Below are 15568 nucleotides of genomic sequence, written 5' to 3'. Positions count from 1 at the left end.
CCAATAAAATTACGGTGGAAGAAATGACTGCTAAGAGAGAGGACTAGTAACCCTTAATAGATATCTCAACCACCGCAATAAGGGTAGGATAAAAAATCCGTTTTCTATCCTAAAGTTGGTATTATCCTAAAAGCAACGGCACAAATGTCGTTGCTTTTTTACTGTAAAACAGTGGGTTAGATAATATTAACAGTTACATCAGGGTCAACAATGAATGCATTTCCAACCTCATCCGTGTATTTCACATAGTCTTGACCTCCGCGACTTTCCGTTTCTATGGTTTTGGTGAAGTTACCCTCTAATCTTAATTCATCACCTGAGAGAGAGCTATCTACAAACACTTTATGACTATTTACATCATTAGCGATTTTATCTAGTGTGTCATCGGTGATAGTGAGTGTTACATCCTCTTTATTAAATCCGATACCGCTCATTCCAGATATATCAAATTTTGCCGATTCAGATACTGTATGATTTCCATAGATATTTACGTAATCTATATTTTCACCATCCGTGAGATTATCATAATAGCGAGCAACTTTTTCTTCAGAGTTATTGTATTCATAATGCGATATATTTGATACCTTATTATCTTCTATATGCCCATTATATACGGTTTCTTTTGTAAGTAGATCTGTTGAATTATCATACTCATAAAAATGCTCACTAGATACTTTATCAGTAGCTATATCTTTAACAGATGCATAATTAGAACGAACAGACATACGTCCTTCATCATTATATTCATATGTATTACCCTCTACTGAAATAGTATCCGTTCCTACCACATCTTTAATATCCGTAATATTTTCAAGCTCATCGTAATATTTTCCTCTACGTTGCTCTACAATTTGTTCTTTTTCATTATGAAGTGAGAAGTTATATGCATCCTTCTGACCATCGTTATTATAGTCATAGGTGTGTAAATACCATAACTTACCGTAAGTATCCTCATTTATTTGGTTGATATTCTCTTCGGTTCCATAACTATATACTCTACTGATGTTGTATTCGTTATTTTCATCCATAGTATAAACCTCAATAACTTCATCCTTATCAATTGTACCGTTACCATTACTATCCTCGAGATATTTTACTTGATGATTCTCTTCATCATGCTCAATTGTAGTAATACTATCAATTTTTCCATCACCCTGATAATCAGTTTCAATTCTTGTGGTGTGACCGTTTTTATCTACAACCTCTGTTCTGACCTCATTATTTTCGTCATTGGTATACTTGATAGCTTTTGAACCATCAGCTGCACGATAAAGAACTTCTCCTTTTTCTGTCGTTACAATACCAGCTCGACTAACATGAGTAACATCAATGGTTTTGTCTAATTCTCCATCATCATTAGAATCTCTTTCCACAGTATTGGTTGTTTTAGGGCTTACACCTGAATTTGGACTAAAAGAAGTTTCAACAGTGATTATTTCTTCAGGATTTCCATCACTATCTTGGTCTGTCGCAGTTTCTGTAGATGTAATTCTGCCTTTTGAGTCTTCAATGGTTGTAACTGTTTTTTCAGGATTTCCATCACTGTCTTTATCTTCTGCAATAGATTTAGTTTCTAACGTACCATTACCATTTGTATCTTCTTGAGTTGTGGTAATGGTAGAGCCGTCCGCATTTTTCACTATTTCAGTGACTTTTTCAGGTTTACCGTCTTCATTCATATCAACAGTTGTGGTGACCTTATCAATGGTACCATCATCATTAATATCTTCTGATACTGTCACTGTGTCGTCTTTACCGTCACCATCTGTGTCTGCAGTTGTTGTGGTTTTTTCAGGATTTCCGTCACCGTCTTTGTCTTCTGCTACAGTTGTGCTATCTACTGTACCATCGTCATTAGTGTCTTCTTTGGTTGTGGTTGTAGTAGAACCATCATCATTAGTCACTGTTTCTGTCACCAAATCAGGTTTTCCGTCGTCATTTTTATCCACTGTTACAGTTTCTTTGGTTGTTTTACCGCTTGGGTCTTTTTCAGTTACTGTTGTGGTATCTGCTACACCATCACCATCCGTATCTGTTTTGGTTGTTGTTGTAGTTGGACCATCTGGATTAGTCACTGTTTCTGTACTATTGGCTGAGTCATTATCTGAATTTGATCCTGAATCAGAACCAAATGCCCCAGTGGTACTGGCAATACCAACTGCAGCACCAAAAATGCCTAATCCTAATGCAGCACCACTGATTGCGTCATCCGTTGTCATTGCAGATGTTTCAGCAACACCTTTATATAAACCGTCTGACAACAATACATCTGATGATGCTTGTGAACTTAACATATGTAAATCATTGCCTAATAGGGCTGTTGCTTCACTTGATGTTAGGGTTTTAGTACTTAATATGCTACCTGAAACATCGTTTATATCGAGTAACTGGATATATTTGCCTTGTTCTGGGTTTAATAATAGGTGACGAGGCATATCGAAAAAGTCTTTCACTCTCACTACTTCGCCACTGCTTAGCTTGACCAATAAATCATCACCATTTCTGTTGGTAAAAGTGATTTCTTGTCTATTAAATGGAAGAACTATATATTTAGTTGCTCCTAAGTTGTTGATTACGTTCATAAGCTGTTCCTTCTTTGTTGAAAATTTAAGGTCTCACCGCATCAAATTTAAACTATACTCACACTTCGCAAATACTGTAAAATCCAGGTAAAACTTCCCTATTGTAAAAAAAAAAAAAAAAACGCAAGCGAAATCGTAGTAATGGAGGGCTTTTGGATGAAAAATGAGCAGGGTTATCAGTTTTTATGATGAAAGGAATTGATATTATTAAGAAAAATCTCTGCTTTAACAGGCTCAGCAAGCGCTATCCCTTGTTCTTTGAGTTTGTCAAAGATGGAGGAAGGATTACCTTGTGACCATCATCACAAAATCAATTATCAAACATACATTTTGGGAACAAATTATGTTATTGTGATGTCATCTTTATGGATTTTATTTTTTATATTTTTTAATTTTAGGAGAATGTTATGCAAAATATGCAGCAGTGGACAAATGAAATGTGGACAATTGCAGGGGTTGCTTTCGTACTTGGACTGATTGTGGGTTACTTTATATTGCGTTTAACCAAAGATAATGTCAAAAAACACGTTAAACTTGAAAAAGAGTTTAAAAAAGTTCAAGCAGAACAAGAGGTTCAGAAAAAACGTCTTGAAACACATTTTTCCGAAAGTGCCGTGTTGTTATCCACTCTTGCTCAAGATTACAAAAAATTGTATACCCATTTAGCTGATGGATCTGAAAAATTGTTGCCAGAGGCACATAGTATTGATCTTTTCAAACAGCTTCAGTTAGAAAATAGCAAGGAAGAGTCGCAATCAGAAGAAGAAAAAGTGGTTGTTGAACCTGTTATTGAAGTGGAAACAGTAAAAGAAGAAAGTGTTGCTGAAACAGATGTCACCGTTGAGACTGAGGAAAAGACGGAAGAAGAAGCTAAGTCATAGTATCTTATTTTTTAAGAGAAGCCTCGCTATTTGCGAGGCTTTGTTGTATTTATTCAAATTTATTTATGATAAGGATAGTGAAAATTGCTAGCAATTTATTTCAAATTTTGGTATAAATACGGCGTTTTTTGTGTGTAAAAAATTTACGTTCAAAAAACAAACAAAACAATTTAATTTTTAATTCGAAATCACACACATATTTGTTGTTAATAATTGGGGTGCTGAACAAGGTGATAGGTCACTTTTTAGGTCAAATTATTAGAATATGTGGAGGCTAAACCCCGCTCTATGATATATAAAGTAGAGCAAACAATTTAAAGGAAAAAAATCTTATGGCACAAGTTTCTATGCTAGATATGCTAAAAGCTGGCGTTCACTTCGGTCACCAAACTCGTTATTGGAATCCAAAAATGAAACCATTCATCTTTGGTGCACGTAATGGCGTTCATATCGTTAATCTTGAAAAAACAGTTCCAATGTTTAATGAAGCATTAAACGAATTAACTCGTATTTCTCATAATAACGGTAAGGTTCTTTTTGTTGGTACAAAACGTGCCGCAGGTGAAGCAGTTAAAGCAGCAGCACTAGATTGCCAACAGTTCTATGTAAATCACCGTTGGTTAGGTGGTATGCTTACTAACTGGAAAACAGTTCGTCAATCAATCAAACGCTTAAAAGAGCTAGAAGCTCAAACTCAAGACGGTACATTTGAAAAAATTACTAAGAAAGAGGCGCTAATGCGTACTCGTGAGCTTGAAAAGTTAGAATTAAGCTTAGGTGGTATCAAAAATATGGCTGGTCTTCCAGACGCAATTTTTGTTATCGGTGCAGATTATGAACACATCGCAGTAAAAGAAGCCAATAATCTTGGTATTCCTGTATTTGCAATTGTTGATACGAATGCAGATCCTGATGGTGTTGATTACATTATTCCTGGAAATGATGATGCGACTCGTGCGATCCAACTTTATTTAGCTGCAGCAGCAGAAGCGGTTAAAGAAGGTCGTGGTCAAGAAAAAGTAAGTGAAGAAACTTTCACCGCTGCAGCAGACGCTCCAGCAGCAGAGTAATTCATCGTTAGTTAAGACTAACTTCACTGATAGGTTAGTCTTTGAAACATTAGTGAAGCGGGGATATCCCTGCTTTATTTTAACTTATTTATAATCGAGGATTAAAAAATGGCTCAAATTACAGCATCATTAGTAAAAGAACTTCGTGATCGTACTGGCGCAGGTATGATGGAGTGTAAAAAAGCATTAGTTGAAGCAAATGGCGACATTGAATTAGCGATCGACAATATGCGTAAATCTGGTCAAGCAAAAGCGGCTAAAAAAGCAGGTCGTGTTGCAGCTGAAGGTGTAATCATCAACCGTATCGATGGTACTTTTGGTCTTTCACTTGAAATGAACTGTGAAACAGACTTCGTTGCAAAAGACGCTGGTTTCTTAAGCTTAGCAAATGAAATCGCTGATTATGCAATTGCAAATAAAGTATCTGATGTTGAAGTGTTAAAAGCAAAATTTGAAGATCAACGTGCAGCATTAGTGGCTAAAATTGGCGAAAATATGAATATTCGTCGTGTTGCTACCATCGAAGGTGATGTTTTAGGTTCATACTTACACGGTGCAAAAATCGGTGTTATCGTTGCAGCGCAAAATGCAGATGATGAGTTAGTTAAACACATCGCTATGCACGTGGCAGCAAGTCGTCCAGACTTTGTTAAACCTGAAGATGTGCCAGCAGCAGTGGTTGAAAAAGAGCGTCAAATTCAAATTGATATCGCAATGCAATCTGGTAAACCACAGCAAATTGCTGAGAAGATGGTTGAAGGTCGTATGAAGAAATTCACTGGTGAAGTGTCATTAACAGGACAACCTTTTGTTATGGATCCTTCTAAATCAGTTGGCGATTTATTAAAAGAGAAAGGTGCTGATGTTTCTAACTTTATCCGTTTTGAAGTGGGTGAAGGTATTGAGAAACAAGAAACTGACTTTGCAGCAGAAGTTGCCGCAATGTCTAAAGCATAATAGCTTAAAAAGAGGCGAACAAAATGTTCGCCTTTTATTTGGTTATCAGGTTGAGTATAACAGTAGAGTTTTATGATAAGCGGTAAGATTTAAGTAAGAATTTGCAAATTTTTGAAAAAATCGTACCGCTTGTTATAACATTTTCCGTAGAGACTTAGCATACTAGGTCTCTACAACTAGTAGATATGATAATAGAGGTAAGTATGAGCAAACCAATTTATAAAAGAATTTTATTAAAACTAAGTGGTGAAGCCCTACAAGGTGAAGAAGGTTTTGGTATTGATCCTTCCGTTTTGGATAGAATGGCAAGTGAAGTGAAAGAACTCGTTGCAATGGGTGTTGAAGTTGGGATTGTTCTTGGTGGTGGAAATCTATTTCGTGGTGCAAAATTGGCTCAAGCTGGTATGAACCGTGTAGTAGGCGATCATATGGGTATGCTTGCAACGGTGATGAATGGTTTAGCAATGCGTGATGCACTACACCGTGAAGATGTAAATGCAAAATTGATGTCTGCCTTTGATTTAACAGGTATTTGTGATAATTATAATTGGTCAGATGCTATTAAAATGTTGCGTGAAGGACGAGTCGTGATTTTTTCAGCAGGTACAGGTAATCCATTTTTTACGACAGATTCTGCTGCTTGTTTGCGTGGTATTGAAATTGAAGCGGATGTAGTGCTAAAAGCCACTAAAGTTGATGGTGTGTACGATTGTGATCCTGCCAAAAATTCTGATGCAAAATTACTGAATAAACTTACTTATGCAGAAGTGATTGATAAAGAATTAAAAGTAATGGATTTAGCTGCTTTTACTTTGGCTCGTGATCATAAAATGCCAATTCGTGTGTTTAATATGGGTAAAGTTGGCGCATTGAAAAAAGTGATTTTAGGTACAGAGGAAGGGACAACGATTTCTTAAATATCAATATCTTAACATTGATTAATACCCTCTTGTATTACAAAGAAAACCCTTCGACAAGCTCAGGGATCAAAAGATAGCGGTTGCTGATCTTGCGGTTGGTGAGCTTGTCGAACCATCGAAGTATAAGCTTTTCTTAATAGTGTCTATAATTAGTACAAATCAACACTTATATTACTATTAATTTATAAAAATCAATCACTAAAAGTTTACAGTTGACTTGTTTTTACAGTATTTCAACTATTAAATTACCTTGATCTTGTTATATATTCTTGTTACTTTCGAATTTGTTATTTATTTTTTAAAGGAGTGGTTGACCTATGTTTGATATATTTGTAACGGGGTTTTTAACTTCTGCGACCTTGATTATTGCTATTGGTGCTCAAAATGCGTTTGTTCTAAAACGTGCTATCAGCAATAGTCATATTTTTATTACGATTTCAGTCTGTTTTTTATGTGATTTTGTATTAATGAGTATGGGGGTTTTAGGGTTAGGGCAGTTAATTGTTGATAATACCATAGCAAAACTTGGGTTATCGTTATTAGGAGCGACGTTTTTGCTTTTTTATGGGATGTCTTCATTAAAAAGTGCGTTTCAAGATAATGTTATGCAGGTGACGATTGATAAATCGCATATCAGTAAAAAAGTGGCGGTTTTATCGATATTGGCTATTACATTGCTTAATCCTCACGTTTATTTGGATACGGTTGTGATTGTGGGGAGTGTTGCATCCAACCTTGATTTTTCACAAAAAATTTATTTTTTAATAGGCGCTCTTTTTGCCTCATTGATGTGGTTTGTAGGATTGGGATACGGTGGTAAGCAATTGGCGCCATTATTTGCTAAAGCTTATATGTGGAAGATTTTAGATGTGATTGTTGCAATGGTGATGTTTTTTATTGCTTATCAATTGTTTATGTTTGCTTATGATTTACTTAAGGCTTCTGGGTTATAAGCGTTATTATAGAGCTAAAATAACACTAGGAAAATTAAGGCAGATTCGGTACAATCTGCCTTAATTTTTTAGCTATTTATCAAAAAGGATTATTAAATGATTATTGAAATAAAAAAAGATGCAGAACAACGTATGGTTAAAAGTATTGATGCTTTTAAAGATCATATTTCAAAAGTACGTACGGGTCGTGCTCAACCTGCTTTATTAGATGGTATTCAAGTATCTTACTATGGTGCATTAACACCACTTCGTCAGTTGGCTAACGTGGTTGCTGAAGATGCAAGAACTCTTGCTGTAACAGTTTTTGATAAAAGTCTTATTGGTGATGTTGAAAAGGCAATTATGACATCAGATTTAGGTTTAAATCCAATGACTGCTGGTACAACAATTCGTGTACCACTTCCACCGTTAACAGAAGAGCGTCGCCGTGATTTAATTAAAATTGTGCGTGGTGAAGCAGAGCAAGGTAAGGTGGCAGTACGTAATGTACGTCGTGATGCAAATGATAAAATTAAAGCATTATTAAAAGATAAAGAAATCAGTGAAGATGAAGAGCGTAAGGCTCAAGATGAAATTCAAAAGCTAACAGATCAGTTTGTGAAACAGGTTGATGAAGTGTTAGCAGCAAAAGAAAAAGAATTATTAGATTTCTAATTTTGAAGCGGTTAGATTTTATTTGTTTTTTGCAAATTTTCTATAAAATCTTACCGCTTAATAAGAAAAGTTATTCCGTAGGGGAGGATTGAATGAGCGTAGCGAATGGAATATCCTCCCGAAAAATGTAGATTAACGAGCGGGAGCATATACGCAAACAAGTTTGCTAATGCTCCCCTACATTTAAAATTAACACGATGAAAACAATCACTATTTTAGGCTCAACAGGTTCAATCGGTACAAGTACCCTTTCTGTTATTGAACGAAATCCTGAACGCTATCAAATTTTTGCCCTTGTTGGGGGGCGAAATGTTGAGTTAATGCTGTCACAATGTTTAAAATTCCAACCTCAATTTGTCGCCTTAGATGATGAAAATGCTGCTCAACAATTGAAAATTGCATTACAATCTCATTCCATTAAAACCGAAGTGTTAGCAGGAAGCAAGGCGATCTGTGACTTATCGGCTCACGCTGATGTGGATATGGTAATGGCGGCGATTGTAGGGGCTGCGGGTTTATTACCGACTCTTGCTGCGGTGAAGGCAGGTAAGCAAGTGTTGTTAGCCAATAAAGAATCTTTGGTTACTTGTGGGCAGATTTTTATTGATGAAGCGAAAAAATCAGGGGCAAAATTGTTGCCTGTGGATAGTGAACATAATGCGATTTTTCAATCCTTACCGCCTGAAGCACAAAGTCAGATCGGATTTTGTCCGTTGGCAGAGTTGGGGATCAGCAAAATTGTTTTAACAGGATCGGGTGGCCCATTTAGAACTAAGCCATTAACTGAATTTTCAACCATTACACCTGCACAGGCTGTCGCACACCCTAATTGGTCTATGGGGCAGAAAATTTCTGTTGATTCAGCGACGATGATGAATAAAGGGTTGGAATATATTGAAGCACGTTGGTTGTTTAATGCCAGTGAAGATGAGATGGAAATTATTATCCATCCGCAATCCATTATTCACTCGATGGTGCGTTATGTTGATGGTAGTGTGATCGCTCAAATGGGTAATCCAGATATGCGAACTCCGATTGCACATACAATGGCGTATCCTGAACGAATTTATTCAAATGTTGAACCTCTAGATTTTTTTAAACTCAAAGAGTTAACTTTTATTGAGCCTGATTTTGCACGTTATCCAAACTTGAAATTAGCGATTGATGCCTTTAGAGAAGGGCAGTATGCCACAACAGCAATGAATGCAGCGAATGAAGTCGCTGTTGCTTCGTTCTTAAATAATCAAATTCGCTTTACGGATATTGAGCAGGTTAATCGCTTGGTGGTAGAGAATATTGCACCCGTAAAAATCAGTGAAATTGCGGATGTATTACATATAGATAAGTTAGCTAGAGAGCTGGCACAACAACAGATATTGCAAATATAATGAATGAATTAGATGTAAATTTTGATTTAGAGCGAATGCCGCAACACGTTGCCATTATTATGGATGGTAATGGGCGTTGGGCGAAACAGCAGGGTAAACTGCGTGTTTTTGGTCATCAAAATGCAATGAAAGCGGTTAGATCTGCAGTAAATTTTGCAGCTCGTCATCAAATTAAAGTACTAACACTTTATGCGTTTAGTAGTGAAAATTGGTGTCGTCCACAAGATGAAATTACTGCTTTGATGTCACTCTTTATGAAAGCCTTAAACAGCGAAGTGAAAAAATTACATAAAAATAATATCTGTTTAAAAGTGATTGGCGATAAATCTGCATTTAGTGATGAATTACAGCACAAAATTACCGAGTCAGAGCAATTAACGCAAAATAATGATGGTTTAATTCTTAATGTAGCGGCAAATTATGGTGGAATGTGGGATATTACACAATCGGCTAAAAAATTGGCATTACAAGTAAAATTAGGTGAAATTACGTTAAATGATATTACCGAGCAACAGTTACAACAAAATTTAGTCACCGAGCAACAACCGCAAGTGGATCTGTTGATCCGAACCAGTGGTGAGCAACGGATCAGTAATTTTTTATTATGGCAGATTGCCTACGCAGAATTGTTTTTTACACCTGTGTTATGGCCTGATTTTAACGATGAAATTTTTGCACAAGCGATAATGGCGTATCAGCAACGTGAACGCCGTTTTGGTGGTTGTTAATTACCATCAAAAATAAATAATTAATTAAGGAAACAAAATGCTTAAACAACGAATATTATCCGCACTGATTATGATTCCATTAGCTTTACTGGGATTATTTTTACTTTCTCCATTGCCTTTTTTTCTTGCTTTATCCGTTTTAGTGGTATTGGCAATGTGGGAATGGGCACAATTTGCTGGCATTAAACGTTCAATTGGACGAGTTATTGTTGCATTAGTGACTTTAGGTATTTTGTTATTTCCAATAATGGCAGGTACTTACTCTATTAAAAAAGCGGATTTTCTTAATGATGTCACTACGCCATTACTTTTTGTCGGTGTCATTTGGTGGTTAGTTGCGCTATTCTTAGTGATTGGTTATCCAAAAACAGCACGCTTTTGGGAAAAATCCATTAGTGCTAAATTTATTTTTGGTTTTTGTACCTTAGTACCATTTTTAATTGCAATGCCTGCACTGCGTTTTTATCATTATCATTCTAACCCTTATCAAGGGGCCTTTTTATTACTGTATGTTTTAGTGTTAGTTTGGTCTGCAGATTCAGGGGCGTATTTTTTTGGAAGAGCGTTTGGTAAACATAAATTGGCACCAAAAGTATCACCGAAAAAATCAATTGAAGGTGTAATAGGTGGGCTACTTACCGCAGGAGTTGTGGCATTTGCTTTCTTTAAATTTACGCCAAATGATATGTATGGAAATGTGGATTTAGTTCCATTTATTGTGATTTCAGTGTTGACAGTTGCGATCTCTATTTTAGGGGATCTTACTGAAAGTATGTTTAAGCGCCAAGCAGGTGTGAAAGATAGCAGTAATTTAATTCCTGGTCATGGGGGTATTTTGGATCGTATTGATAGTTTAACGGCTGCGGTGCCTTTCTTTGCAATGGCATTTTTCTTCTTTTTATAGTGGTTAAGTAGGTAAATTTTGATGGCAACATTTGCTTTTTTATTTCTCATTTGTGTACTGGTTGCGGTACACGAATATGGACATTTTCTTGCTGCCCGTATTTGCGGTGTAAGAGTATTGCGCTTTTCCATTGGTTTTGGAAAAGTATTGTGGCAAAGAGTTGATAAAAAAGGCACTGAGTGGGTGGTTTCTCTTATTCCACTGGGTGGTTATGTGAAAATGTTGAATGATGAAGAAGGATTTTCTGACGCAGAACGTTATGATACGAAAACAGTTTGGCAGCGAATGTTAATTATTTTAGCGGGGCCTGTCGCTAATTTTATCTTTGCTATTTTTGCTTATTGGGCAGTGTTTATTTCAGGTGTGCCAACCCTTAAACCAGTGGTTGGTGAGGTTATCCCTAATACTATTGTTGCACAAGCAAAGGTTCCATCAGAATTTGAAATTAAAGAAGTTAATGGCATCAATGTTCAAAGTTGGGAAGAGGTAGCACTTGCGCTTATTGGTAATGTAGGGTCTTCTCAAGTAACACTGTCAGGAAATATAATTGAGCAACACTATTCGCAAAATTTTACTCTCGATTTATCCCATTGGGTATTCAATGGCAATAAGGAAAATCCATTAACGTCTTTAGGTATTCGCCCCAAAGCAAGTGTGGTTGAACCAATTATAAAAACTGTCGTCAAAGATTCGGCGGCAGAACAAGCTGGTTTAAAAGAGGGTGATAAAATACTTCAAATTAATCAGTCTCCTTTTGATTGGCGTTATTTGGTTAAAGAGGTGCAAAAAGGTGATTCTGTACAGTTACAAATTGAGCGTAATCAACAGATTTTACGGTTTGATGTACAACCTTTAAAATCAGCTAAAGAAGCACGGTATGTTATTGGTATAGCACCAAAATATCAGCTATTATCAGAAAAGTATCGCACTAATTTAAAGTATGATATTATAACATCACTGTGGAAAAGTTTGGAAAAAGTCACTACCCTTATTCATACTGTTATTCAGTTTATAGGGAATTTAATTACAGGGGATCTTTCATTAAATAATATGGGCGGTCCTATTGCGATGGCAAAAGGAGCTGTTGCAAGTGCTGAGACAGGTTTGATTTATTATTTGAGCTTTATGGCGCTGATCAGTGTGAATCTTGGTGTAATGAACTTGTTTCCAATTTTACCTCTCGATGGTGGTCAATTTATTTTATTAAGTATTGAGGCTATTCGAGGTAAGCAAATATCATTATATTTACAACAGAAGTTCCAGCAAATAGGAATGCTGTTTGTGATGATGTTAATGGTTTTTGCGTTATATAATGATTTAATTCACTTTTAAGAATTACAAGCGGGTAGTTCTTATAAACATTTTGCAAAAATAGGCACTCTAATGAAAAAATTATTACTTTCAAGCATTTTATTAGCAAACGGTGTAATTGCTGCACCTTTTGTTGTAAAAGATATTCGTATTGATGGTGTTTCACCAGAAGCACAAAATTCAATTATTTCAACGCTTCCTGTGAAAATAGGGCAAAGAGCAACTGATAGAGATATTACTTATATTGTTCAGCAGTTGTTTGTACAAAAACGTTTTACTAATGTATCAGCACGACGAGAAGGGAATGTTCTTGTGGTTGATGTTGTCGAGAGACCTTTAATTGCTGATATAAAAATTGAAGGTAATAAAGCGGTACCAAAAGCAGCTTTACAAGATAACTTGAAAGCAAATCTAATTGCTAAAGGTGAGTTTTATGATGCCTTAAAATTAAAAGAATTTAAGCAAGGATTGTTAGATCATTATCATTCAGTAGGTCGTTATAATGCAACTATAGATACTATTATCACACCATTAAGTGATGGTCAAATAGATATTAAACTTAAGATCTCAGAAAATGATGTTGCTTATGTGAAAGAAATTCATTTTGAAGGCAATAAAGCTTTTGATGAAGATGATCTTATTGATAAATTGGATATTCAACCAAATGTGTCTTGGTGGAATATTTTTGAAAGCAGTAAATTTGAGCAACAGGCTTTCAAAAAAGATTTGGATACATTACGTAATTTTTACTTAAATAATGGTTATGTTAAGTTTGCCATTAATGATGTGAAAACTGACTTTAGTGATGATAAAAAAGAGGTAAAATTAACCTATAAAATTACAGAAGGTAAACAGTATAAAGTAAGTGGTGTTCGTGTTATTGGTGATACTGCTAATTTGGATAAAGAATTAAATAAAATTGTTGCTGAGTTTGAAACTGGCGATCTGTTTAGAGGCAAAGATTTAGATGATTTGAAAGGAAAAATTGAAAATCGTTTAGGTAAATCTGGTTATGGTTCAGCAAAAGTTCAGCTTTCATTAGCATTTGATGAAAAGAAAGATACTGTTAAAGTTACTTATATTACAGAAGCAGGCAAACGTCTTTATGTTCGTCATATCCGATTTGAAGGAAATGATGTTACTGCAGATTCAACCTTACGTCGTGAGATGCGCCAACAAGAAGGGGCGTGGTTATCAACAAGTGCACTTTCAACCGGTAAGGCTCGTTTAGAACGTACAGGTTTTTATGAATCTGTAGAGATGAAAACAGTGGCGGTTCCAAATACAACGGATCAGGTTGATGTGATCTATAGTATTAAAGAGCGTAATACTGGAAGTGTTAACTTTGGTATTAGTTATGGGACTGGTAGTGGTTTTGGCTATCAGGCAGGGATTCAACAAGATAACTTCTTAGGAATGGGATCATCAATTAGTTTAAATGGTGTGCGTAATAAATACAGTACAACATTTAAAATTGGTTATAACGAACCATATTTTACCAAAGATGGTGTGAGTTTAGGTGGTGAGTTGTATTATAGCAACTATGATTATTCAAAAGTAAGCTCATCTTCAGCCTATAAAAGAACCACTTTAGGGCTTGATGGAACGTTAGGTTTCCCTGTTGATGAATATAATAGCTACTATTTAGGTCTTGGCGTTGTGAATGATAAAATTCAAAATGTTCAGCGTGAATGGACTCGTCAGAAATATGTTAGTTCAATGGATATTAAATACGAACCAAATGCGTTATATTTTGATAAAATTAAAACAACTGATTTTAATTTTAGTTTTGGTTGGAATTATAACAGTTTAGATCGTGGATTTATGCCAACAGAAGGCTTGAGAGCAAGCTTAGGTGGTAATGTAACTGTTCCAGGATCGGATAATAAATATTATAAATTAAGTAGTAATTTTGCATATTATTATCCACTAAATAGAGAGCATAAATGGGTTATTAGTACTCGCCTAAAATTTGGTTATGCAAGTGGTTTTGGGGGTAAAGAATTACCATTCTTCCAAACATATAATGCGGGAGGTATTGGTTCGGTACGTGGTTTCTCATTTGGTACCATTGGACCAAATGCTATCTATTTAAATAAAAAGGGTGAATGGCAACCAGCAGGTGATGTTATTGGTGGTAATGCAAAAGCAATTGCTAATTTAGAACTGATTATGCCAACGCCATTTGTGGCTGAAAAATATCAACATAAAGTAAGAACAACCTTATTTGTTGATGCAGGAACAGTTTGGAATACTAAATGGGAACCTATGGCGGGCTGGAAAGGCATAGATTATGGTGATTATAAACGCTTTAGAGCATCAGTTGGGTTAGGATTACAATGGAACTCACCAATTGGACCATTGTTGCTTTCTTATGCAAAACCATTACGTAAACACCCAGAAGATAATATTGAACAATTCCAATTTAGTATTGGCGGTTCATTCTAATTTGTAAATTGGTAAGATATTGTAAATTTTTGACAATATCTTACCGCTATAAATGTTAATTTTAATTTTTAATAGGACGTCTATTTATGAAAAATGTATTTAAAGTTGCAACGTTAGTTGCTAGTTTAGCAATGGCATCAAATGTGGCAAATGCGACAGATAAAATTGGTTTTATTACACCTGAATTTGTTATTCAAAACCATCCTCTATTTTCAAGCTCTTCAGAACTTGCTAAAAAAGTACAAGAAGAAAGAAAATTTTTAGAAATAGAAGATAAAAGATTAGGTGAAGAAAATAAAGCATTAGTTGCTGAGGCTAAAGAGTTAAGAGCTGAAGATGAAAAGCTAGGCAAAGAAATTACAGCAAAAAAAGCTAAATTGGAAAAGGATGCACCAAGATTACGTAGTAAAGAAATCAAAAAGCGTCAAGATGCGATAATTGCATTAGCGGATAAATTCCAGAAAAAATTAAATGCGTTTCAGAAGAAAGAAATGGCATTTAAGCAGAAAGTGGCAAGTTTCCAGAAGAAATCACAGGAAGTTCAAAGAAAACTGGCTATAGAAGAAAATAAAGTTCGTAAAGAAGTTGTTGATCAAGTAAATGAAAAATTACAAAAAATTGCGAAATCAAAAGGTTATACAATGGTGTTAGATACTAATGCAATTGTTTTTGTATCAAGTAAAGAAAATGATTTAAGCAATGAGGTGCTTAAAGCGGTTGGAGGAAAAGTTCCTGAAGTACCAACTAAATCTAAATAAAACATAGCTAATGA

General features: G+C 35.4%; 13 protein-coding genes. 12 read left to right on the top strand and 1 reads right to left on the bottom strand.

The genetic code is table 11. From position 1 onward, the window contains the following. Positions 1 to 176: 176 nt before the first annotated feature. Positions 177 to 2582, bottom strand: coding sequence for a BapA/Bap/LapF family prefix-like domain-containing protein (locus A6B44_RS06240; RefSeq protein ID WP_090919456.1), 2406 nt, complete (start codon positions 2580 to 2582; stop codon positions 177 to 179). Positions 2583 to 2989: 407 nt separating this feature from the next. On the opposite strand from A6B44_RS06240, the gene A6B44_RS06235 reads away from it, so the two are divergent. The 12 genes from A6B44_RS06235 (at position 2990) to A6B44_RS06180 (ending at position 15554) form a co-directional block, all read left to right on the top strand. Next, complete coding sequence (locus tag A6B44_RS06235) at positions 2990 to 3463, top strand: Z-ring associated ZapG family protein (RefSeq protein WP_246253096.1); 474 nt, start codon at positions 2990 to 2992, stop codon at positions 3461 to 3463. 332 nt (positions 3464 to 3795) lie between these two features. Further along, positions 3796 to 4533, top strand: a complete 738-nt coding sequence (gene rpsB / locus A6B44_RS06230; RefSeq protein ID WP_090919459.1) for a 30S ribosomal protein S2 — start codon at positions 3796 to 3798, stop codon at positions 4531 to 4533. A gap of 108 nt (positions 4534 to 4641) precedes the next feature. Beyond that, a complete protein-coding gene (tsf, locus tag A6B44_RS06225; protein ID WP_090919462.1) occupies positions 4642 to 5490 on the top strand; it encodes a translation elongation factor Ts in 849 nt (282 codons plus the stop codon). Positions 5491 to 5693: 203 nt separating this feature from the next. Next, positions 5694 to 6407 (top strand): UMP kinase, encoded by a 714-nt coding sequence (gene pyrH / locus A6B44_RS06220; protein ID WP_090919465.1) that lies wholly within the window; start codon positions 5694 to 5696, stop codon positions 6405 to 6407. Between the two features lie 320 nt (positions 6408 to 6727). Next, positions 6728 to 7363 carry a LysE/ArgO family amino acid transporter gene (locus A6B44_RS06215; RefSeq protein WP_090919468.1) on the top strand — a complete coding sequence of 212 codons (636 nt, stop codon included), beginning with the start codon at positions 6728 to 6730 and terminating at the stop codon, positions 7361 to 7363. Positions 7364 to 7459: 96 nt separating this feature from the next. Then, entirely contained in the window at positions 7460 to 8017 is a 558-nt protein-coding gene (gene frr, locus A6B44_RS06210; protein ID WP_090919471.1) for a ribosome recycling factor, read from the top strand. Positions 8018 to 8214: 197 nt separating this feature from the next. Next, positions 8215 to 9405, top strand: a complete 1191-nt coding sequence (gene ispC / locus A6B44_RS06205; RefSeq protein WP_090919474.1) for a 1-deoxy-D-xylulose-5-phosphate reductoisomerase — start codon at positions 8215 to 8217, stop codon at positions 9403 to 9405. Next, positions 9405 to 10133, top strand: coding sequence for an undecaprenyl pyrophosphate synthase (gene uppS / locus A6B44_RS06200; RefSeq protein ID WP_090919476.1), 729 nt, complete (start codon positions 9405 to 9407; stop codon positions 10131 to 10133). The genes ispC and uppS overlap by 1 nt, the downstream gene beginning before the upstream one ends. Positions 10134 to 10170: 37 nt before the next feature. Next, positions 10171 to 11037 carry a phosphatidate cytidylyltransferase gene (locus A6B44_RS06195; protein WP_090919479.1) on the top strand — a complete coding sequence of 289 codons (867 nt, stop codon included), beginning with the start codon at positions 10171 to 10173 and terminating at the stop codon, positions 11035 to 11037. Between the two features lie 18 nt (positions 11038 to 11055). Beyond that, positions 11056 to 12369 carry an RIP metalloprotease RseP gene (gene rseP / locus A6B44_RS06190; protein ID WP_090919482.1) on the top strand — a complete coding sequence of 438 codons (1314 nt, stop codon included), beginning with the start codon at positions 11056 to 11058 and terminating at the stop codon, positions 12367 to 12369. Between the two features lie 51 nt (positions 12370 to 12420). Continuing rightward, positions 12421 to 14796: an outer membrane protein assembly factor BamA gene (gene bamA, locus A6B44_RS06185; protein WP_090919485.1), complete on the top strand. Its 2376-nt coding sequence runs from the start codon at positions 12421 to 12423 to the stop codon at positions 14794 to 14796. A gap of 86 nt (positions 14797 to 14882) precedes the next feature. Further along, positions 14883 to 15554 (top strand): OmpH/Skp family outer membrane protein, encoded by a 672-nt coding sequence (locus tag A6B44_RS06180; protein WP_090919488.1) that lies wholly within the window; start codon positions 14883 to 14885, stop codon positions 15552 to 15554. Positions 15555 to 15568 lie beyond the last annotated feature (14 nt).

The organism is Pasteurella skyensis (assembly GCF_013377295.1).
GTDB lineage: Bacteria > Pseudomonadota > Gammaproteobacteria > Enterobacterales > Pasteurellaceae > Phocoenobacter > Phocoenobacter skyensis.
This window is presented reverse-complemented; position numbering and strand designations above follow the sequence as displayed.

Excerpts from the sequence above, each read along its gene's own strand:
- A6B44_RS06240 (WP_090919456.1), bottom strand. The coding sequence starts at position 2,582 with ATGAACGTAATCAACAACTTAGGAGCAACTAAATATATAGTTCTTCCA.
- A6B44_RS06235 (WP_246253096.1), top strand. The coding sequence starts at position 2,990 with ATGCAAAATATGCAGCAGTGGACAAATGAAATGTGGACAATTGCAGGG.
- rpsB (WP_090919459.1), top strand. The coding sequence starts at position 3,796 with ATGGCACAAGTTTCTATGCTAGATATGCTAAAAGCTGGCGTTCACTTC.
- tsf (WP_090919462.1), top strand. The coding sequence starts at position 4,642 with ATGGCTCAAATTACAGCATCATTAGTAAAAGAACTTCGTGATCGTACT.
- pyrH (WP_090919465.1), top strand. The coding sequence starts at position 5,694 with ATGAGCAAACCAATTTATAAAAGAATTTTATTAAAACTAAGTGGTGAA.
- A6B44_RS06215 (WP_090919468.1), top strand. The coding sequence starts at position 6,728 with ATGTTTGATATATTTGTAACGGGGTTTTTAACTTCTGCGACCTTGATT.
- frr (WP_090919471.1), top strand. The coding sequence starts at position 7,460 with ATGATTATTGAAATAAAAAAAGATGCAGAACAACGTATGGTTAAAAGT.
- ispC (WP_090919474.1), top strand. The coding sequence starts at position 8,215 with ATGAAAACAATCACTATTTTAGGCTCAACAGGTTCAATCGGTACAAGT.
- uppS (WP_090919476.1), top strand. The coding sequence starts at position 9,405 with ATGAATGAATTAGATGTAAATTTTGATTTAGAGCGAATGCCGCAACAC.
- A6B44_RS06195 (WP_090919479.1), top strand. The coding sequence starts at position 10,171 with ATGCTTAAACAACGAATATTATCCGCACTGATTATGATTCCATTAGCT.
- bamA (WP_090919485.1), top strand. The coding sequence starts at position 12,421 with ATGAAAAAATTATTACTTTCAAGCATTTTATTAGCAAACGGTGTAATT.
- A6B44_RS06180 (WP_090919488.1), top strand. The coding sequence starts at position 14,883 with ATGAAAAATGTATTTAAAGTTGCAACGTTAGTTGCTAGTTTAGCAATG.